The organism is Microbacterium sp. LWH12-1.2 (genome assembly GCF_040675825.1).
GTDB lineage: Bacteria > Actinomycetota > Actinomycetes > Actinomycetales > Microbacteriaceae > Microbacterium.
Genome location: NZ_JBEGIJ010000001.1, coordinates 2,503,814 through 2,524,918 on the forward strand (window position 1 = coordinate 2,503,814; position 21,105 = coordinate 2,524,918).

A 21,105-nucleotide genomic window follows, 5' to 3' on the forward strand; every position below is an offset into this window, starting at 1 on the left:
TATGTGTCAGTGATTCAGCCGCAGGCGCGGGCGGAGTAGGACCCGGTGATCTCGGTCGTGCCCGATTCGTCCGTCGCCATCACGGTGGCGGTGCCCGCATCGATCGACGCGAGCCTCGTGGAGACCGCCACAGAAGAAGACGTGCCCGGTTTCACCTGTGCGACGGTCTTCGTGCCGTGAGGCGTGCTGATCACCACGCTCATCGCAGCGTCGCCGGTGTTCCCGGTCTGTGCGACGAGCGTCACCTTTCCTGCGGTGCAGCGCGTACTGAGGGCGAGCTCGACGTCAGGACCGGTCGGCGGCAACTCCACGATCTGGGCGGGCACGCTCTCGAGCGTCGGAACGACCGGCTTCATGAGGCCGTCGGCGCCGAACTCGAGCCTGTCGATGGTCGTCTCGCGGTTGTTGCCGTTGCCGCCGGGGATCGCGAACCGGTGATAGGCGATGTACCAGTCATCCGTGCCCGGGACGTTGATGATTGAGCTATGACCGGGGCCCTTGATGCCGAGGCCCAGGTTCTTCTGCAGGATCACGCCGCGATAGGTCCACGGCCCGTTCATGCTCGTCGCCGTGGCATACCCGACGCGGTAATTCTCCGAGCCGGTGTCGTCGATCGCGTAGGTGAGGTGGTACAGCCCATTGCGATGGTTGAAGAAGACCCCTTCACGGAAATCGGTCAGCCCCGTGATCCGCTGGTAACTCCCCGGTTTGATCGAGACCATGTCGTCGCTGAGCTCGGCGAGGACTGGGGATCCGTTGCCCCAGCCCAGGTACCACTTGCCGGTCGCCGGATCATGGAAGGCAGCGGGATCGATCGCCTGGCCCGAGGTGACCGCCTCGTTGTTGAGGATCATCGCGGTCGGCTGCGCGACGAAGGGGCCGTACGGGCTGTCCGCCACGGCGACGCCGATCGTCTTGCGATTTAGGCTGGCGTTGTGGCCACTGAAGTAGAAGTAGTACTTCCCGTCGCGCTCGATGATGGTCGGCGCCCACGCGTTGCCCGTTGCCCACGGCACGTTGCCATTGGCGCCGTCGAGTGTCAGGAAGGGCTGCTCGGAGCGGACCCAGTCCACCAGGTTCTTCGAGTTCCAGACGTAGAACTCCTTGCCTCCCCACCCGGCATAGCCGTCGGAGGTCGCGTAGATGAAGTACGTGTCGCCGAAGACGGCGATGTTGGGGTCTGCGTAGAGACCGGGCAGGACGGGGCTGTTCACCACGCGCGCCTCGATCATCCAAGTCGCGGTCTCCCCTCCCGGGGCAGTGAGCGTGTAGGTCACCGGAGCGCTCAGATCGACGACGGTGCCGGATGCCGGCGAAACCGTGACGCCGTCGGCCGCGCCGAACGTCGGCGCGAGCGCGGTCACGTCCGTCCCCTTCAGCACCGGGAGCACGACCGTGTGCGCTGCCGCGTTCACGATCGGAGCCAGCTTGAGCGCTGCGGGGTCATCGAGCGAGACATCGATCAGCTGATCCGTCACGCCGGCGTTGCCCAGCACCTCGGTGGCCGACAGCGCCCGGTCGTAGATGCGCACGTCGTCGAACCAGCCCTTGAAGTACTCGTCACCCGCGTAGAACGACTTGCCGAGGTATCCGGCGAGGTCGGTACCCAGTTGTTCCACCGTCGTGCCCAGCGCGGCGTTCTCACCGAGTTTCACACCGTCGGCGTACACCGTCATGGCGGTGCCGTCGAAGACGACATCGATCTTGTGCCACTGCCCGCTCGACACGGTGCCGGCCACTGCAGACTCGTTCTGCCACGAGGACTGCGTGATGGCGCTGCGCACATCGGAACCGCGCACCCGAAGGAAGTGGTACTTGTTCAAGTCTGCACCGAACGCGAACGTGAAGAAGTTGCCGCTGGTCTTCTCGGACTTCACGTCCATCGACACGGTCATGGTGCTGCGCCCGTCGAAGAATCCGACCGGGAATGCGGCGAAGCCGTCGGTTGTACCGTCCAGCCGCAACGCCTTGCCCTTCTCCGCGTCGGTGGCGACGACGGCCGTGCCGCTCGCGGTGAGGTCGGCTCCGCCGATCGAGTCCGCAAGCGTGCCGTCGTCGAAGTCGTATTCGGCGATGGGCTCCGGTTGTGCGGCTGCGAGGGCGGGCTGCGTCACGATCAGAGCACCTGCGAGGCCGAGCGTGAGCGCGGTGAGACCCGCGATGGTCCGTCTGGTGAAAGTCTGCATCATTGCACTTCCTGGGTATCCGGCAGCCGCCGGGGTGAGGATCAGAGGATGGCGCCCGAGGTTGCCTGGTCAGTCCGGATGCGACGGCGAACATTCCTGATCGCCAGGAATGCGACGCCGACGACGATCAGCACGAGGCCGATGGCCAGCAGAACCGCTGGCACCTCGCCGCCCGTCGCCGGGAGTCCGCCGCAGGATTCGAGACACGTGCGAGGGAGGATCTCGACATGGATGTAGACGCCGACCGTTCCGTCTGCGAGTTCACCGCCCTCGCGCTCCAGGGCCGCGATCGCGAACGGATTCATACGCTCTCCGCCCGGGCGTGGGATTCACTGAGCGCCTGCTCACGTCCACGTTCGACGGCCTTCTCGATGAGGCCGTCGATCCGCCGACGCGAACGGATGCGGTTCCACAGCAGCGCGACCAGGAGAAGTGCGAGACCCAGGATGACCAGGAGATGCGGCCACGGCATGGCCCAGAGGAACTGCGTGGTGGTCGCGGCGGTGACGACAGTCACCTCTTCGGCGGATGACGACACCACCGGCGCGACGGTGAGATCGGCAGGGAAGCCGAACAGCGGCCACACGTCGCCGACGGCCAGCGCGTACGACCTCTCCTCGCCCGGCAGGAGCTCACTACGACGCTCCCCCTCGGCCGGGAAGGCGATCGTCTGACCGGCGACGTCGAGCGCACCCTCGACCATCAGCCGGGTGTTGCCCGTGTTGACCACGGTGAACGTCGTCGTGATGTCGCCGGGCCGGAACGGGTTCCAGGAGAGCAGATAGTCGGTCTGCACCTTCTCGACGGAGAACGCAGGCATCAGCGGGCCGGTGACCTGAGTCATCACCTTGAACCCGACCCGGCTCTCCACGCCCACTCCGGTGCCCTCGCCGTGCGCTCCGGAGATCACGGACGCGGTGATGCCTGCGGCATGATCGCCCGGCTCCGCATCCTCGGGGACGGTCAGGGAGAACGGAACCACGGCTGTCGCGCCCGGTGCGACGGTGACGCTCTCCGGCAGCGTGATCCAGGTTCCTGCCGCCACCGACTCCTGATCCGAGCGGAGCATGTCGAATCGGCCGTTCGCGTTGTAGAAGCCGTCGGCTGCGGAAAGACGGAAGGTGACCTGCTCGGCACCGAGGTTGCGCACGGCCAGGTGATCGTCGACGGTCTCACCGGGGTCGATGGCGTGCTCCACGAACACGCGACCGTCCGGCCCTGACTCGTCCGCCGGTGTCACCGACCACGAGATCGGCGCATCGCCCTCGGCGGCAGCCGCCGCGGCGGGTGCGCCGAGCAGGGTGAGAGCGGCCAGCGCAGTCACCAGCAGCGGGCGGAATCGCACAGAGTTCACGGGAGTCCTGATCAGGTGAGGGGGCTGGGCCGGTCACCCGGACCCAGCCCCTCGTCGGGATGGTGCTCAGAACGCGTCTTCGAAGAGCGACAGCGTCAGCAGCGACGTGTAGCTGCCCGGAGCGACGTTCACGTCGGTCTTGAGCACGAGGCCGGCGTTCGCCGTCCACTGCCCGGCGGCGGCCTTCGCCTCAGCCGAGTCGAGCGCGAGCTGCAGCATCTCCTGGCCGACGAGGCCGACGTTGTTCGGCACGGGCGGCGTCGGGTCGTCCTTCGACGTGGCGACGGCGTCACCGGCGGTGACCTCGCCGTTGCCGGTGGTCACCAGGGCCGGGGTCCAGCCGAGGTGGTCAGGCGTGATGTTCGGCTGTCCGGCGGCTCCGGTGAAGTCACCGGCCTGACCCGTGACGTACCAGTACACGCCGGCCGGCACGTCAGTACGGGTGTCCGTCACCGTCACGTTCGGCAGGGTGCCGGTGAACTGGCGGTACGTGGCAGTCGAGCCGGTCTCGGTCAGCACGGACTCGGTGCCGTCGACGGTCAGGCTCAGCGCGCCGCCCGCCACGGGGGCGATGTCGACCTTGACGTCGACGCCCGAGCTGTCCTCCTCGTCCGGCCATGCCGCGAAGGCGGCGCTGCCGACGCCCGCCAGCAGCACTCCGCCGAGGATGCCTGCGGCGCAACGTGCCGCGGTTCCCTTGGTGATCTTCATGGTTACTCCAGTTCCTCGGTCGGCGTCAGCCGTGCCGAATCAGCGATCAGCCCCAGGCTGTCGGTTCGCTTCTCAGGCTTCACATGCGACCTCGGTCGGCATCGTCGCCTTCTTCGTGTTCCGTCTGTGGACCACGTTCCCGCCCTTATGTTAGCGGGAACAAAGTTAGATTAGGTAACCTCCATCCATCCGTCAAGCGTCCGTTCAGCGGCAGGTCGCGGCCGGGTGGCTCGCGGTCGTCCGAGTCACGACCAACCGGCCGTCGATCGTCGCTGAGGCCTCGACCGCGACTTCGCCGGCCGCGATCGCCGGCTGACGGGTGGCGATCGACGTCGAAGCAGTGCCGCCGGCACCGACGCGCAGCCGGGCAGTGCCGAACGCACTGGTGATCACGGCGTTCACCGGGGCGTCCGCACCGTTGCGCACCTTGACCACGAGTACGGCCTTGCCGGCGACACAGCGCACGGAGGCCTCGGATGTCACCTCGAGTTCGGACTCGCGGACGATGCGGATCGAGTACTCGGCGGTCGTGACATGGTCCTGCGCGGTCGCCTTCACGGCGACGACCGTGGGGGCCTCCCCCGGCGCCACCGCCACCGTACGCGGCAGGGTGTCGTCGATCAGGATCCCGTCGACGTGGACGAGTCCGCTCGGAGCGGCCGGCGTCAGCGTCAGCGCCACCTCGGTCGCTCCCACCGGCACGGTGACCGTGTAGTCGACCACCCCTGCGGTGAGCGCAGGGCTGAGGGCTCCGCCGTCGACCGCGAGTGCCGAGAGCTCGGAATCCGTCGCATAATGGTCGACCGCCGAGGTGTACACCCCGAAGACGCCGCCGACGAAACTCGTCCCGTTGCTCTGGAAGCGCACGGTGACGATCGGGATGCGCTGCCCTTCAGCATCCAGCACGTACTGGCCGTTCTGATCGCGCTTGTAGCTGTCCTTCGCCGCGATGCCGCCGAGCACCTCCTGCGGGATCCTGTCGTACTGGATGTACCAGTCCTGCGCGCCGTGCGCGTCGGTGATCCGCTCGTGCTTGAGCAGGACGTCGTTGAGGTAGACGTCGAACGTGCGCCCCACGTCGCCGCCGTAGTAGCGGACGCCCAGGTGGTTCGCCGGCAGTGCGGGATCGACGATCATGTCGTATTGGAAGAAGGCGTCGGCCGCGCGTTGTCCGTCGCGGTACGGCTGACCATTGAAGACACCGACCGACGACTTGTTGTAGCGGTGGTTCTTATCGGCCTCACTGTTGTTGTTGTCGAACGACGTCAGCGCGTCGATCGTCGTCTCGTCGATGCGCAGCTGCTGCTTCTCCCTCAGGATCAGCGCCTGCGCCTCGGCCGAGTCCGGCTGCACGAGCGTCATGTAGGTCGCGTAGCGCGCGCCGTAGAGGCTGTAGTACGGCTCGAAGGTGAGGGCGGATGCCGCCGGGTCGACGCCGTGCAGGGCGAAGCGCATCGTGGTGCGGCCGTTCGCGTTCACGCCGTCGGCGAGGCGTTCGACGTTCTGCGCGACGGCGGCCTTCCATGCGGGCGCGTCATCGACGACGACGTTCGCGTTCAGTGACTTGTCGGCCACGCCCATCTGCACGAGCACCCCTGCGGTGTAACTCGCTTCGACGTTCGCACGGCTGAGCTCGGTGCCCAGCAGCACCGGCCCGTACTTGAATGCGACCCAGTTCGCGTTCTCGGTGCCGTCATCCACCGTGACCTGCGCCGGGAGCGTGTACGCGAGCTCGTCTCCGGCAGCCACTTCCAACGTGATGTAGCCGTCGACAGGGGCGATCTCGGTTGGAGTGCCGTTCACCGTGAGCGTGGGAGCGGATGCCGCCCACGACGGCACGCGCAGGCGCAGCAGCGTTCCCTCGGCGACGGTGGTGCCGTCGAGCGCGTCGATGGAGATGCTCACCAGCGGATCTGCCGGTACGTTCGCGGCCTGCGTCACGCGCAGGTTATGCGCCGGATCGCGCAACTCGGAGCTGTAGAACTGGTTCAGCCACACGCCGTCTGAGTCGGTGAAGTACATCGAGTCGCCGAGCTTCGTGAAGCTCTCGATGCCGGTGCCGTGGTCGCACCAGAACTGGTCGAGCGGAGTGCCGAAGACCTTGGCGTAACCGGCGGTCTGCGGCTGGAAGTATGTGACCATCCCGGTCTCGGGGTTCTGTGAAGCGAGGATCGTGTTGATGAACGTCGACTCGTAGTAGTCGGCGTACTTCAGTTGCGGCTCCACGGCGAACAGCGCATGGGTGAGCTTGAGCATGTTGTACTCGTTGCACCCTTCGGCGGTGGAGTTCTCGCCGTAGCCGGTGGTCACCCCGTTGGTGGCGTACGCGTACAGACTGTCCGCCCCGTGGAAGTGCTCGGACTGGCTGTTCGCACCGTTGGCGTAGGTGTGGTCGTCGACGACGATCTGCCAGAAGTTCTTCGCCGCCGCGAGATACATCGGCAGAGCCGCCTTCTCGGCGTCGCTCAGCGTCTCATAGAGCCCGGCATCGCTCGTGAAGAGGGTGTACCGCTTCAGCGCGCCGATCAGCTTCGGGATCGTCGTGTTCGCATGCAGGCCATTCAGGACGTCCTGCCCGTTCGCGAGCTTCTGGAACAGTGCGACCTCGTCGAAGTACTCCGCCGCCCGCTTGTGCGCCGGGTCGCGGGTGAGTTCGTACAGTTCGTAGAGCGCCTCGTTCATTCCGCCGTACTCGGTGTTGAGGATCGTGGCGGGGTTGGGGAGGGACGCGGCGTAGTCGCGCACCCAGGTGCCGAATCCGGATGCCACGGACAGCGCATCGTCGGCGAGACCCTCGGGGGCGTACTGGTGTGCGTCGATGAGCCCGGCGAGCACCTTGTGCAGGTTGTAGAACGGCACGAGCAATCCGTCCTGACCGCTGGGGAGGGCGCTGATCGGGAAGGGCGCCATGAAACCGGCGCTCTCGGGGTGTGCGGCCGCCCACGCGTCCTGGCATCGCTTGAGTCCTTCAACACCCGCGGTGAGCTTGGCCAGAAGCTGCGCCTTGACCTCGGCATCCGTCGTCGTCGCGTAGGCCTGGGCGAGCGCCGACAGATAATGGCCGAAGAAGTGTCCGGAGAACCGGGTGCCGCTGGTGCGCTCCCAGCCGCCATAGCCGGAGGCCGTGGTCGGGGTGAGCCCCGCCTGCTGATACCAGCCGTACAGGAACTTCTCCGGATCGAGGCTGAGCAGATAGTCGATCGTCTGACCGTTCGCGTTCCCCAGATACTCGTCGGTGACAGCCAGGTTCTCGAGCCCCGCATCGAGCAGGTACTCCGATGCGCCGGCCGGCGGTGTGACGGTCACCGAGAATTCCCGGGTGGCAGGCGCACTCGCACCATACGTGGCCGAGGCCGTGAGGGTGGCAGTGCCTTCCCCCTCAGCCGGAACGGTGACGTGCGCTGTCGCGCCGTCGACCTCGATCAGGGTGGTGTCCGACGAAGACCAGGCGACGGCGCTGCCGCTCGCACCTTCGGTCGGCAGGGGGAAGTCGACACTGACCGTGGCGGGCAGCGTCAGCGCTGCGAGGTCGGCGCCAGCGACGGTGGCGGGGTCGAAGTCGGCGGTACCGCGCTGCGTGAGCGCAACGACATCGTCGATCGTGGCCACGCCGTCGAACACCGCGTATTCATCGAGCAAGCCCTTCAGATGCGAGCCGTTGTACTGCGGCCCGTTGTAGCCGATCGTCTTCACGGTGGTGCTCTCGGAGCCCAGCACACCGCTCGCGGCGGCGCTGACCGGATACTTCACCGAGGACACCTGCCGTACGCCGTTGCGGTAGAACGTCACCGCTTTGCTCTGGTGGTCGTAGGTGGCGACGATGTGCGTCCACTGGCCGGCCGGGAAGAACGTCGAGCGGGTGCCCTCGACCGCGACCTTGTACGGCTGACCCGACGACGGTCCGATCGACAGCGCGAGCGGGGCGGTGTCGTTCTCGCTGGTGAGGTACCAGCCGTCGGAGTTGTAGGCGGCCTTGTTCCACGAGAACACCTGCTCGCCTGTCATCGGCGCACTCGGGTTGTACCAGAACGAAACGGTCAGGTCCTGCGGCTGCAGGGAAGCATCGGTGCCGAGGCGCAGCGCGGTGGAACCGTCGAACGCGAACGCCTGCCCGCGGATGCCGGCCGCATACACCGCCGATCCCTTCTGCAGGCCGATGGCGGCTCCGCGCGGGCTGGTGTCGGTCAGGGCACCGTCGAAACCGAGCTCGAGGACTTTGGACGATTCGATGCTGATCTCCTCTGCGGCGACCGCGGCTGGTGCGGAACCGACGACGAGAGCACCGCCGACCAGGCATGCGATGGTGGCGGATGCCGCGACGCGGGTTCTCCGTGACATGCTGACGCTCCTCAGGTGGGTGATGACAGTTCGGGCGGCTGACGGATCAGCGAGCGCAGGTTCGCGCGGCGTACTCGGCGACGGCGTTGGTGGTGCGAACTGCTCCGTCGATCAGGGCGGATGCGGTCACCGTGACCTCGCCGGATTCGACCGCGGCCAGGCGGGTGCTCGTGCTGCGACTGACGGACTTCCCTGCGGCGAGGGTTCCGGCATCCGTCACACCGAACGCCGTGGTGACGGTCAGTGAGACCGGCGTCGTCCCGGCGTTGTGGACCTCGGTGACGAGCACGACCTTGCCGGCGACGCAACGGGTGATCTCGGTCGCGGTGATGGTCGGCGTGGCGGCATCCGTCACGGTGACCTGCGCGGTGACCGTGAGTGCCCCGCTGCGGGAGAGCGCACGATCGGGGGCGTTCCAGGCGGTCGAGCCGCCGGCGCCGGTCCACGAGTCGAGGTTGGCGCCGAGCGTCTGCACGATTCCGGTGACCTCATAGGTTCCTGGTGCGGACAGGTCGACGGACGAGGTGTCCCACGAGACCGGCTGCGAAGCCGTGCCGCGGCCGTAGGCGAGCGAGACGTCGGCCTCCTGCGGAAGCGCGGCGACGAGGTCTCCCGCACCGGAGCCCGCTTCGACCTCGACCACCCCGAGATCCGCCGTGACGACGGAGACGGCATCCGCGGCCCGCACCCGGTCGTACTCGCCCTTGGTCAGCGAGACGATGCCGCCGTGCTTGGTGTGCGGGGCCATCGAGAACGAAGGGTCGTTCAGCTGCGTCCACCCGGCATCGAGATCCGCGGTGACCATCGGCCGGTATCCGGTGCTCGGGATCACGTCGACGTACAGGTACCACTTCTCGTCGCTGTGGCTCTTGAAGACGGCCGGCCCTTCGACTCCGCCGGCGTTTCCGCCTGCCCATGCCGCGCCGATCTTCGTCTGCAGGGTCGTCCAGGATGTGCCCTGCTCCCACCAGCGCTCGGCCGTGGTGGACTCCATGTAGATGCCCTTGCCGAGGCCGTTGTCCTTGGTGACGCGGTAGGTCGTGCCGTCGTTCTGGATCATCGTCGTGTCGATCGTGTTGGCGCCGGTGTTGACGAAGTCGCCGCCGTACGAATAGGTCTCCTGGGAGAAGTCGGTGGTGGCACCCCACAGAACCCGGTTGTGGCTCGGACCGGTGTGCGAAGCATCCGGGTACACGTTCGACGACCAGTACATGACGAACGCGCCCCGACCGTCCGGGTGGTAGTCGTCGACCCACAGCGCCTCGGGAGCCCAGGCCATGCCGAGCTCGGCCACCTGGGCGCCGCTGTTGTCCAGCGCCGTGTCGAACGTGCGCGGCTCGCCCCAGTTCACCAGGTCGTCGGATTCCCAGACGACCAGATCGGTGCTGCCCTTCGTCGTCCAGTGGCACCAGCTGGTGCACGAGCCGGAGCCGCCATCACCGCCGAACACCCGCAGGTCAGTGGCGATGATGTAGTACCGGCCGGTCTCGGGGTTGCGCGTCAGGAACGGGTCACGCACGCCGGTCGTCCCGAGCTGCGAGGCGAGGATCGGCTTGCCGCTGTTGAGCGGGTCCCACTTCTCGGGGTCGTCACCGCGCGAGACGTCGAGGTAGATCTTCTCGGCGTATCCGTCGGCATCCTCGATGAAGTGCACCATGAGGTATCCGTAGTCGTCTGCTTCGGTCGCCGCGGGCTGGATCGTCACGGGTATCTCTCTCGTCGCTGCGACTCCGCGCACCGTCGCGGTCGCGGTGAGGGTGGTCTCCACGGGCGCGGACCCCGCCGCCGGCTGCGTCACGGTGCCCGAGCGGCCGTCGGCGCCGATCACGATGTCGTCGCTCGACGACGTCCAGGTGACGGCCGCGGAAGTCGACCCCGGCAGCGTGACATGCGCGTCGTCCATGGTGACCGGGGCGAGCGCGTCCACCGCGGTCTGCGCCGCTGCCTCCATCTCGTCGGCGTGCGCTACGGCGTCTGCGATCGACACGTCTGCGACCTCTTCCTGACTCAGGGCCCGGTCGTACACCCGGAATGCGGCGACCTCACCCTTGTAGAGCGGGTCGGGGTACGGCGCACGGCCGATGGTGTTCATGGTCTGCGCGGCGATGGAGTCGGGCGTGAGCGTCGTCGGGGCGCTGCCCGCGCGCACGCCGTCGACGTAGAAGGTGATGACGTCGGCGGCACCGTCGATCACGCTGGTCACGCTGTACCAGCGGTCAGGGGTGAGCGGCGCGGTGCCGCGCGCGTTCACCTCTGCGCCACCGCCGCCGGTGGTGATCGCGGTGCGCGCGGTGTCCTTCAGCGAGGCGAACCAGTACGCCGAGGTGCCCTCGCTGCCGATGTTCCAGAGGAAGTGCCAGGCGGATGCCATCGACGCATCGAACTTCGTCTCGACCGTGATCGTGGCCGATTCCTCGCCGGCGAGCAGGCTGTCGGGCAGCCGCACCCAGTCTCCGGTGCCGCCCTTGTCCCCGCCGGTGAGCACGAGAGACGATCCGGTCCAGTGCGCATCCGCCCCATTGACGACCGTGGCGGCGCCGACGGCACTGCCTGCGGTGTTCGGGACGACTGTTCCGGCCTCCTGCGAGAACAGGTACTCGGCGACGAGTCCGGTGCGCGGAGCGGCGCTCTCGGCACCGGACGCGCTCGTCGGACCGATCAGCCCAGGGGCGATGACCGCGGCGAGCGCGACCGCACCGGCGCCGCGCAGAGACAGCGGAAAGCGTCGTCGCGCCGGGCCGACACGGAGGGAAGGGGACTTCGCCATCGAGGACTCCTGAGTGCAGCGGCAACACTCGCTGTTACCGGTAACCAGGAACCGTAGCACAGCCTCGCCGCGTCTCGCGAGGGTTTGTTTCTGCAATCTTCACCTACGAAAAACTCCTATGTTTCCGCCATTGTGTCCGGTAACATTCACGTACCCCGCGCATTGGATCGCACGACCCGACCACGTGCGGCCGACCGTCAACGATGACAAGGACTTTCGTATGAGAACACCCGAAACCCGCTCCCGGCGACTGCTCGCCGCCGGGATCAGCGCCGGGCTGGCAGCCTCGCTGTGCACCCTCGCCCCTGCCGCCTCGGCGGCCGACCTCCCCGCGCCGACGGCGCACTACGACATGTCCCACTCCGGCAGCACTCTGCTGGATGTCTCCGGCAACGGCCGCGACGCGACGCTCACCGGCCTGACGGACGCCTCATTCACCGACGCCGACGGCGATGCGGTGCTGCGCTTCAAGCGGGACGGATATGCGGCGCTGCCGCAGGGCCTCGTGACCGGCACGGACAACGCCTTCACTGTGGAGTACACCGTGTCCGCATCGACGTCAGGCAACCAGTTCGGCTGGGTCATCGGAGACGGCGTCGGCGCGTGGAACACCACCGCACTCGGCAACCACGTGTTCGTGAATCCGCGCTCGGCAGAGGGTTCGTACAACGGTCAGGTCCTCTCCGGCATCCGGGTCAAGACCGGTTCGAGCAACGGCGAGGTCCGTGTTCCTGCCGGCGGCGGCCTGAACCCCGGATTCTCCACGATCACGATGGTCGGAAGCGGTGACCGGATCACGCTCTACCGCGACGGCCAGCAGATCTCGACGGTGACGCACGCCTACAGCCTCTCCTCGATCGTGCCGACGGGCAGCACCCTCGGCTACCTCGGCCGCTCCCTCTACGCGCCCGACCCGCTGCTGCAGGCGGATGTCACCGACGTGCGCTTCTGGGACACCTCGCTGACCCCCGAGCAGGTGACCGCGAGCATGCCCACCGCCGAGCGGAAGGCTGCCAGCACCGACGCCCTGCTGCGACTGGATCTGCCGGCCGTCGTGCGGGGAGAGAACGCCTCGCTGGATGCGGTCCGCAGCGACCTCGTGCTGCCCGCGTCGTCGAACGGGATCACGCTCACCTGGTCGAGCTCCGACCCGTCCGTCATCTCCGCCACCGGCACGGTCTCCCGCGCCATCTCGTCCGACACCTCCGTGCAGCTCACGGCGACCACGTCGCTCGGCACCAGCATCCAGCTGACAGCCGTGGTCGTCGCACCATCGGCATCCGCCGACCTGGACGCCATCGCCCTCGCACCGCGCACGACGGAGAACCTCCCGCTCGTGACCACCGGATCCGTGGACGGCTCTCAGATTACCTGGACGTCGTCGGATGCGTCGCTGGTCTCCCCCACCGCCCCCGACTACACGTCCCCGGCCGCCGGGATGTCCGACCCGTACCGCGGCGGCGGGATCGTCAGCCGGCCGGCATACGGAGCGGGCGACCGGTCCGTGACCCTCACCGCGCACGCGACGGCGGGCGGCACGACGATGGAACGCGAATTCACAGTCGCGGTGGCCGAACGCGCCCGCACCGCCCCGGATGCCGGCTATGCGGCGGCGTACTTCCGCTCCGACTCCGACGAGAAGATCTACCAGGCAGCGACGAGCGGCAACGACTTCTTCACCTTCTCGCCCGTCAACGGCGGCGCTCCGGTGATCACATCGACGACCGACACCCGGGGACTCCGCGACCCGTACATCCTGCGCTCGCACGACGGCGACAAGTACTACATGATCGCCACCGACCTCTGCATCGGCTGCGGCACCGGCTGGGGACCCGCGCAATCCCAGGGGAGTCTCAAGGTCGAGGTCTGGGAATCCACTGACCTCGTGCACTGGGACCGGACCAACGGCGAGAACACCGGCATCACGATCAATCAGCCGGAAGCCGGGATGACCTGGGCGCCAGAGGCGTACTGGGACGATGACCTGCAGTCCTATGTCGTCTTCTTCGCCTCGCGTCTGTACTCGGACGCCTCGCACACGAACTCCGACAACCTGCACGCGCGGATGTTCGCCGTGCTGACGCGCGACTTCCAGACCTTCACGTCTCCGCCGGCGACGTGGCAGGACACAGGGTTCGCCCGCATCGACTCGACCGTCACCAAGATCGGCGAGTACTATTACCGGTTCACCAAGAACGAGGACGGCGGCGCGGCCGGCCCCCTCGAGGCGGGCAAGGACATCTTCCTGGAGCGGTCGAAGGTGCTGACCGCGCCGACCACGACCTCGAACTGGAACGCGGATCCCACGCAGACCTGGCAGCTCACCGACACCCGGATGACGGGGCTCGAGACGGGGCAGGCCGGCGAAGGCCCGGAGATCGTCAAGCTGAACGCCGGCGACCCGAGCAACCTTTCAGGCAACGGCTACGTCTTCCTCGTCGACAACTACGGCGCCGGGGGCTACCGGGCATTCGTGACCACCGGCGACGAGATCGCGTCGAGCACGCAGGCCGATCGACTGTCGAAGCGGCCGGAGTGGAACGTGCGCCCGGCCGGCGGACTCCCCACGAGCCCGCGTCACGGTGCGTTCGTGAGCGTGCCCCAGACCGTGCTCACCGCGATGCACGACTGGACCTCGATCGCGGCTGTCGCCTCCGCGACGGAGCTCACGGTGAACGGCCGCGAGGCCACAGCCACGGTGACGGCGGCCGACGACGGCGAGGTCGTGGGCACCGTCACGTTCTCGGGTGACGGCTGGACGCAGTCTGCGACGCTCGCGGATGCGGCGGCCACCGTCACGGTGCCCGCCGGCGTGACCTCCGTCACGGCCACCTACGACGGATACGCCGACGGCGCCGTCGCGACCTCGACGTCGACCGTCGAGACCGTGGCCGGCGACCTCGACCTCGCCGCTTCGACCGCCGTGCGCTGCGTCGCGGGCAAGGCGCAGGTCGTCGTCACCGTTCGCAACCTCGACACCGTGCCCGCCGACACCGTGATCCGCACCCCGTTCGGCACGAAGACCGCCACCATCGCCGCGGGGGCTGCGGCTTCGTCGTCGTTCCCGACGCGCCTCGCGTCGATCACGAGCGGTACGGCGACCGTGACCGGCATCGCCGCCGACGGCCAGCGCTACGACGGCTCCGCGCCGATACCTCCGGGAGCCTGCGGCTGAACCACTCGGGCGCATCCGTCGTCCGACGGATGCGCCCATGGGTGGCTGAATCCGCCCGAACCCGAACACCCCCGACTGATCAGAGGAGATCATGAACGGCACCTTCAGCCAGCGCGTGCGCAGAGCGGCGGCCCTCACCGCCGCCGCCGCGACGGTCATCGCCATCGGCGTGACCACGTCACCATCTGCGACCTTCGCCGCCGACGGCCCCACCCCGCTCATCCACTACACCTTCGACGCCGCCGAGAGCGGCATCGTGGCCGATTCATCGGGCAACGGCAACGACGGCGTCATCCGGCAGAGCGGAGCCGCCGTCGCAGACGGCCGACTGTCGCTGCCGGGTGGAACGCGCGGCACCGCCGGGTATCTGGAGATCCCGACGGCGCAGCTCACTGGGAAGCAGCAGCTGACGGTGTCGACATGGCTCGCCGGTCGCTCCGGCCCCGGGAACACGGCAGCGGCCTTCATCGGCGCCCCGGTCGCCTCTGGCGCTTCGTACTCCAGCGGGTACTGGCTGCTCAACCCCGCGAATCCGAGCGGGTACGTGAAGTCGGTCGTCACCGGCACCGTGAACGCCGGTGCGCCCTGGGGCACCGAAGTCGGCCCCGGCTCGACGAACGCCGCCACCTCCGGCATCCGCACGCCGTCGACGATGTCGCTGTACACGACCGTGATCGACGGGGCGAGCAAGCAGCTCACCGTCTACGTGAACGGCACCCAGATCTCGCAGCAGGCGCTGAACCGCGACGTGTCGTCGTTCGGCTCGCAGCTGGTCTCGTACCTCGGCCGATCGACCTACAACGACCCCGGCTGGGCCGGCGACGTCGACGACTTCGCGGTGTACGGCGAAGCGCTCAGCGCCGCCGACGTGCAGCAGGTGTTCGCCGATCAGGCGCTCGAGCGCGCGGTCGCCGCGGTGACGGTGCCGGCCACCGCCGATGCCGATTTCACCCTGCCGACGGCTGCCAGCGGTGCCACGATCTCGTGGGCATCCGACAATGCCGCCGTCACGATCACCGGCGGCGATGCCGCGGTCGTCCGGCCCGCAGCGGGGTCGGCAGACGCAACCGCCACCCTCACCGCGACCTTCACCGCCGCTGGGGAGAGCACGACCCGCACCTACACGGTCACGATCCCCGCTGAGCTCACGGATGCCGCAAAGGCGGAGGCCGACATCGCCACCGTCGACCTCGGCGCGACCAACGACATCCGCACCAGCATCGCCGTCCCCACGACGGGGGCGCACGGCTCGACGCTGACCTGGTCGGTCACGTCGGGTTCCGCGCACGCGGAGATCCGCGACGGGGTCAAGGCGGGTTCGGCGACCGTGTCGATCACCCGTCCGGCAGCGGATGCCGCGGCCGTCGACGTGGTCCTCACGGCCACCGCGACCAGTGGCGCTGCGACAGCCGACCGCGAGTTCACGCTGACTGTGCGCCCGATGCCGGCGGCCTCCGACGATCCGGAGGCCTACGTGTGGGCCTTCTTCACCGGTGAGGGGGCCGGCGCCGAACGCGTCAGCCTCGCCGCGTCTCAAGGGAACGACGCGCTCCGCTGGAACACCCTGAACGACGGCGAGCCGATCTTCACCTCCACCCAGGGCACGCAGGGACTGCGCGACCCGTTCATCATCCGCTCGCACGAGGGCGACAAGTTCTACATGCTCGCCACCGACCTGAAGGTGGCCGGACTCCCCGGCGGCTTCACGACGGCGCAGATCTCCGGCTCCCGCTCGATCGAGGTGTGGGAGTCGACCGACCTGGTGAACTGGTCGGCGCAACGGCACGTCGAGGTCTCGTCGCCGTTCGCCGGGAACACCTGGGCGCCCGAGGCGTACTGGGATGACGAACTCGGCCGCTACGTCGTGTTCTGGGCGTCGAACCTGTACCCCACCGCCGATCCCGCCGACCGCACCGGCGTCACCTACAACCGCATGATGTACGTCACGACCGACGACTTCGTGACCTTCTCGGAACCGCAGGTCTGGACGGACGTCGTCACCAACAACTGGGGAACCATCGACTCGACCGTCGCGAAGAAGGACGGCACGTACTACCGCTTCAGCAAGGACGAGTCGTCGATGACGCTGCGCCTGGAGAAGTCGACCGACCTGCTCGCACCGATCTCGGGCACGTACCCCGGTACGACCGGGCCGGCCGACGAGTGGACGCTGATCAAGGACGAGGTGGCCACCGGCCTGCCGAACGGCGAACCGGGCGGCACTTACACCCACGGGGAGGGACCGAGCGTGTTCCCGTCGAACCCCGGTGATGTGAACGGCTTCGACTGGTACCTGTTCATCGACCAGCCGTCGTACCACGGCGGGCCGAACCACTACATCCCGTTCGGCTCGACCGACATCACGGACGGCGACTCCTGGCAGCCGTTGGGCGAGACGCTGCGCGCGAACCTGCCGCAGAACAGCGACGGGGGCAAGCCGCGTCACGGCACTGTGCTCCCGGTGACCCGATCCGAATACGAGAAGGTGCTCGAGGCGTACGCGCCGGCGATCGCCGTCGCGCAGGTCGACCCGATCGCGGTGTCGACGCGGGCAGGCACTGCACCGGTGCTGCCGGATGCGCGGCTGACCACGGCCGACGGCACGGTGAAGACCGCATCCGTCGCCTGGGAGGGCATGGATCCGGAGGACTACGCGACCACCGGCACGTTCACCGTTCGAGGCGTTGCTCAGGACGAATCGCGCATGCCGGTGACGGCGACCGTCACCGTGACACCGGGGATCCGTGTCGTCGCTTCGACGCGCTGCGTCGCCGGAAAGGCGGTCGTGGTCGCGACGGTGGCCAACGAGGCGTCGCAGTCGGCGGCCGTCGTGGTCGCCTCGCCGTACGGGACGCGCACGCTGACCGTCGCCGCAGGCGCGAGCGCCTCGGCATCCTTCTCATCCCGTCTCGCCACGGCACCAGCCGGCGAGATCTCCGGCACCGTCGACGGCGCCGTCTCGACCGCGAGCTACGGAGGTCGCTCATGCTGAAACCCATCCGCACCGCGCTGCACATCGCGCTGACCGCGGCGATCGCGCTGGGCGCTCTCGGCGCGGCCGGGGTCGCACAGGCGCCCGCCGCGCAGGCCGTCGGCGAGGACACGTTCACCAATCCGCTCGCTCCGGACACGGCCGATCCGACGATCGAGTTCCACGACGGCAACTACTACATGGTGTCGACGACGTGGGACAACAGGGTGGTGATGCGCAAGGCGCCGACGCTCGCCGCGCTCGGCACTACCAAGCCAGTCACGGTCTACTCCGACACCAACGCCGGGCGCAACGGGAACATGTGGGCTCCGGAACTCGCGCGGATCGAGGGGCCGAACGGCACGCGCTGGTATTTGATGTACACGATGGGCGTCGCGGGCAACTACGGCACCCAGCACCTGCAGGTCATCGAGAGTGCAGCCGATGACCCGATGGGTCCGTACACCTACAAGGGCCGGCCGATCCCGACCGACGACTGGAACATCGACGGCTCCTACATGGAGCTGAACGGCGAGCTCTTCGTGCTCTGGTCGGCGTTCGCGCCGGACGGGTTGCAGAGCAACTACATCGCCCGGATGTCGGACCCCTGGACCGCGACCGGGCCGCTGAACATCCTGTCCCAGCCGGTCGAGGCCTGGGAGACGATCGGCCAGCCCGTGAACGAGGGACCGATCGCGTTGCAGAAGGACGGGCGAACCTGGGTCACGTACTCGGCGAGCTTCTGCGGCACCGAGGACTACCAGCTCGGCACGCTCGAGTACCTCGGGGGCGATCCGGTGCTGTCGTCATCGTGGCAGAAGAGCGACGGACCGGTGTTCTCGAAGGCCAACGGCGCCTACGGCACCGGTCACAACGACTTCTTCACCTCGCCGGACGGCACCGAGACGTGGAATCTGTACCACGCCAACGCCCGACCGGATGGTGGATGCAGCCGCGAGCGCTCGGCGCGAGCGCAGGAGGTGACCTGGGATGCAGCCGGCGAGCCCGACTTCGGCATCCCTCAGGCCACTACCACCGCGGTGACGGTGCCGAGCGGCGAGAACGCGCCGATCACGGTGCAGGTCGAAGGGGCGCGCTGGAACCTCGTCAGCCGCAGCACCGGTCAGTGCGCCAGCGCGACCTCTGACGCCGCCGGAGCTTCCCTCGTGCTCGGCGACTGCTCCTCGTCGCGGTCGCGCTTCGTGCTCGACTCGACCGGTGACGGATATCTGCGCCTCGTCGGCGCGGTGAGCGGCCTGTCCGTCGGCCCTGCCGATTGCACCACTGCCGAGGGCGCGGCCGTGCAGCAGACGCCGTTCCGCACCTCGGGGTGCCAGCAGTGGACGGTGACCCCGACGACGGGCGGCTGGTCGATGCTGACGAACCGCACGAGTGGCAAGGCTTTCGAGGCGGGCGACGGGGCGATCGTGCAGTCGGCGGCGGATGCCTCGGCCGCCCAGGACTGGGCGCTGCGCCCGGCCGGTGCTGTCGCGGTCACCTCGATCGTCTCGGGCAAGGCGCTCGAAGTGCCGAACTGCTCGAGTGCAGACGGTCCGATCCTGCAGCAGCGCGAGTACACCGGTACTGCCTGCCAGAGCGTGACGTTCACGGCCGCGGCGAACGGCGAATCCGAGATGCACCTCGGCTCGGCACCGGAGAAGTGCCTCGCCGTGAGCGGCGGGGCGACTGGCGACTCGGTCGCCATCACCCAGGGCGCCTGCGGCATCGCTGGCAGCACGTGGCGAGTGCTGGTGTCGGGCGACGGTGTCGTCGAGTTCCGCAACGGCACGAGCGGCAAGGCGCTGGATCTCTCGTTCTGCGCCGTCGCCGACGGCACGCGCGTGCATCAGTACAGCGTGCTGAACAACGACTGCCAGCGGTTCCGGGTGTCGTCGATCGCGCCGGATCCGGTGGCTCCGGTCGTCACGGTGGAGGCCACAGCCGCGACGCGGTGCGTGGCAGGCAAGGCGGTCGTCGTCACGACGATGCGCAACACGGATGCAGTCGTGCTCGACATCACCGCGACGAGCACCTACGGCACGAAGTCGTTCGCTCTCGCGACCGGCGAATCGCGCAGTGCGTCGTTCAACACCAGGGTGGCCTCGCTGCCGGCGGGGTCGGTGCAGGTCACCGCGACGGGACCGTCCGGCGCCGCCACCGTGTCTGCTGCATACGCGGCGAAGGGCTGCTGAGTCCGGCGTCGGGCCGGCCGGGGAGAACCTGGCCGGCCCTACGCGCATGGCTGGTCGCGATCGACGGGCCCGACCTCTCTCCACCCGCGAACTCAGAAGGGCGGTGGGGTGTCGTCTTCAGTGAAGGTGACGGTGTTCGGCGGTGGTGGCCGATCGAGGTAGACCTGCCCGGTGGGGCTGGTCCACGCGAAGACGCCGCCTTCGAGTTGTTCGACGTGCCATGGGGAGTTGTGTTTGAGGACGTGATGTCGGCGGCAGAGATCTCCGAGGTTCTCCTCGCTGGTCGCCCCGCCCAAGGCTGCATCCTGATTGTGATCGAGATCGCACTCCGTGGCGGGGAGTCCGCAGGTGGGGAACCGGCAGCGTTGATCCCGGGCACGCAGCAGTCGCTTGAGGTGGGCAGATGGCCGGTACCGGTCGACCGCGAGCAATCCGCCGGTGATCGGGTGCGTGAGGATCCGGTCCCACCCGGAAGCCGCGCCGGCCAGCCACCGGGCGGTGGCGGGGTCGATCGGGGTGCGACCGTTCAACTCCGCCGGAGTCGTGCCGACGCCGATCAGCGTCGTCACCGGCACGGTCACTGACACGTGTGCGGTGATTCCGGCCAGGAGAGCCTCAGGGGTTTCGTGTCCGGCGGGGGTCGCGGTGAGGAGGAGGTCGAGGGCAAGGTCGCAGTGGATCTGGTCGAGCGTGCGCTCGTCTCCGGCATCCGCCTGCCCCTGCACCGCCTTCGCCATTGAGGTGACCCGGTCGAACGCTCCGTGCACGAGCGCGGCGGGCCCGCGCAGACCGAACTCCGCGATCCCATCGGCATCGTCTCTCGCCCACACGCCCCGCTTGTCGCGGGCATCCTGGTGCCGGTCCTGGATCGGACGCACCTGGAACCGTTCTGCGACCCGTCGGGCCATCCGACCCACCCGATTCGGGGATTCATGCTCTGCAAACTCGATCATCTGCTCCGAGTAGGCGTCCCTGTCGGTGGGATCGACGAGGTGCTCGCCGGCATCGATGATGACCCGGGCGTGCCCGGCACTGATCCGCCCGGCACCCTGCGCCTGCCACACCGACGGGAACTGCTCCACCAGAAACGACGCTTCGGCCATCCGTCGTTGCACCGTCCGATCGCTGACCCGTAGCGCGGCAGCGAGTTCCGCCGCCACCGTCCGCAACGCCATATCGCCGTAATCGGGGTGCCCGGCCTGCTGGGCGACGTCAAGAGCAACACGGGAGCCGAGCGCGAGCATCCCGTCCCTGGCGGCCTGCAGACTACTGATCGTGCGCTCGATCTCCGCGATCGAATCGGTGAGCGCGCCCAGCGTCGCCACCTGCTCCACCGTCGCATCCATCAGCGCCCTCATAGCCCCAGTACACCAGGGGCCACCGACATTCGAACCCCAGATCCGGGCGCATA

At 68.2% G+C, this 21,105-nt stretch carries 10 protein-coding genes; 3 read left to right on the forward strand and 7 right to left on the reverse strand.

The window, feature by feature from the left end; all coding sequences use genetic code 11:
* Positions 1–14 precede the first annotated feature (14 nt).
* From MRBLWH12_RS11945 to MRBLWH12_RS11970, 6 genes are all read right to left on the reverse strand, one after another.
* Positions 15–2,189 (reverse strand): family 43 glycosylhydrolase, encoded by a 2,175-nt coding sequence (locus tag MRBLWH12_RS11945; RefSeq protein WP_363549128.1) that lies wholly within the window; start codon positions 2,187–2,189, stop codon positions 15–17.
* Between the two features lie 38 nt (positions 2,190–2,227).
* Positions 2,228–2,491 carry an LPXTG cell wall anchor domain-containing protein gene (locus MRBLWH12_RS11950; protein ID WP_363549131.1) on the reverse strand — a complete coding sequence of 88 codons (264 nt, stop codon included), beginning with the start codon at positions 2,489–2,491 and terminating at the stop codon, positions 2,228–2,230.
* Entirely contained in the window at positions 2,488–3,540 is a 1,053-nt protein-coding gene (locus MRBLWH12_RS11955; RefSeq protein ID WP_363549133.1) for a WxL protein peptidoglycan domain-containing protein, read from the reverse strand. Before MRBLWH12_RS11955 ends, MRBLWH12_RS11950 begins: the two co-directional genes overlap by 4 nt.
* A gap of 66 nt (positions 3,541–3,606) precedes the next feature.
* Positions 3,607–4,251 carry a hypothetical protein gene (locus MRBLWH12_RS11960; protein WP_102194537.1) on the reverse strand — a complete coding sequence of 215 codons (645 nt, stop codon included), beginning with the start codon at positions 4,249–4,251 and terminating at the stop codon, positions 3,607–3,609.
* A gap of 204 nt (positions 4,252–4,455) precedes the next feature.
* Positions 4,456–8,589, reverse strand: a complete 4,134-nt coding sequence (locus MRBLWH12_RS11965) for a beta-L-arabinofuranosidase domain-containing protein (protein ID WP_363549136.1) — start codon at positions 8,587–8,589, stop codon at positions 4,456–4,458.
* Between the two features lie 46 nt (positions 8,590–8,635).
* The gene (locus MRBLWH12_RS11970) at positions 8,636–11,356 is read right to left on the reverse strand and encodes a LamG-like jellyroll fold domain-containing protein (protein ID WP_363549139.1); all 2,721 of its coding nucleotides are present in this window, start codon (positions 11,354–11,356) and stop codon (positions 8,636–8,638) included.
* Between the two features lie 220 nt (positions 11,357–11,576).
* On the opposite strand from MRBLWH12_RS11970, the gene MRBLWH12_RS11975 reads away from it, so the two are divergent.
* From MRBLWH12_RS11975 to MRBLWH12_RS11985, 3 genes are all read left to right on the forward strand, one after another.
* Positions 11,577–14,531: an immunoglobulin-like domain-containing protein gene (locus MRBLWH12_RS11975; RefSeq protein ID WP_363549142.1), complete on the forward strand. Its 2,955-nt coding sequence runs from the start codon at positions 11,577–11,579 to the stop codon at positions 14,529–14,531.
* A 91-nt stretch (positions 14,532–14,622) separates the two neighbouring features.
* Positions 14,623–17,523 (forward strand): immunoglobulin-like domain-containing protein, encoded by a 2,901-nt coding sequence (locus MRBLWH12_RS11980; RefSeq protein ID WP_363549145.1) that lies wholly within the window; start codon positions 14,623–14,625, stop codon positions 17,521–17,523.
* Entirely contained in the window at positions 17,517–19,694 is a 2,178-nt protein-coding gene (locus MRBLWH12_RS11985) for a family 43 glycosylhydrolase (RefSeq protein ID WP_363549147.1), read from the forward strand. Before MRBLWH12_RS11980 ends, MRBLWH12_RS11985 begins: the two co-directional genes overlap by 7 nt.
* 92 nt (positions 19,695–19,786) lie before the next feature.
* Here MRBLWH12_RS11985 and MRBLWH12_RS11990 read toward each other — a convergent pair whose 3' ends face one another.
* Entirely contained in the window at positions 19,787–21,052 is a 1,266-nt protein-coding gene (locus tag MRBLWH12_RS11990) for an HNH endonuclease signature motif containing protein (RefSeq protein WP_363549149.1), read from the reverse strand.
* Positions 21,053–21,105 lie beyond the last annotated feature (53 nt).

What these genes read in the sequence shown, in the direction of transcription:
- MRBLWH12_RS11960 (WP_102194537.1), bottom strand. Translation starts at nt 4,251, where the DNA reads ATGAAGATCACCAAGGGAACCGCGGCACGTTGCGCCGCAGGCATCCTC.
- MRBLWH12_RS11970 (WP_363549139.1), bottom strand. Translation starts at nt 11,356, where the DNA reads ATGGCGAAGTCCCCTTCCCTCCGTGTCGGCCCGGCGCGACGACGCTTT.
- MRBLWH12_RS11980 (WP_363549145.1), top strand. Translation starts at nt 14,623, where the DNA reads ATGAACGGCACCTTCAGCCAGCGCGTGCGCAGAGCGGCGGCCCTCACC.
- MRBLWH12_RS11945 (WP_363549128.1), bottom strand. Translation starts at nt 2,189, where the DNA reads ATGATGCAGACTTTCACCAGACGGACCATCGCGGGTCTCACCGCGCTC.
- MRBLWH12_RS11965 (WP_363549136.1), bottom strand. Translation starts at nt 8,589, where the DNA reads ATGTCACGGAGAACCCGCGTCGCGGCATCCGCCACCATCGCATGCCTG.
- MRBLWH12_RS11985 (WP_363549147.1), top strand. Translation starts at nt 17,517, where the DNA reads ATGCTGAAACCCATCCGCACCGCGCTGCACATCGCGCTGACCGCGGCG.
- MRBLWH12_RS11990 (WP_363549149.1), bottom strand. Translation starts at nt 21,052, where the DNA reads ATGAGGGCGCTGATGGATGCGACGGTGGAGCAGGTGGCGACGCTGGGC.
- MRBLWH12_RS11975 (WP_363549142.1), top strand. Translation starts at nt 11,577, where the DNA reads ATGAGAACACCCGAAACCCGCTCCCGGCGACTGCTCGCCGCCGGGATC.
- MRBLWH12_RS11950 (WP_363549131.1), bottom strand. Translation starts at nt 2,491, where the DNA reads ATGAATCCGTTCGCGATCGCGGCCCTGGAGCGCGAGGGCGGTGAACTC.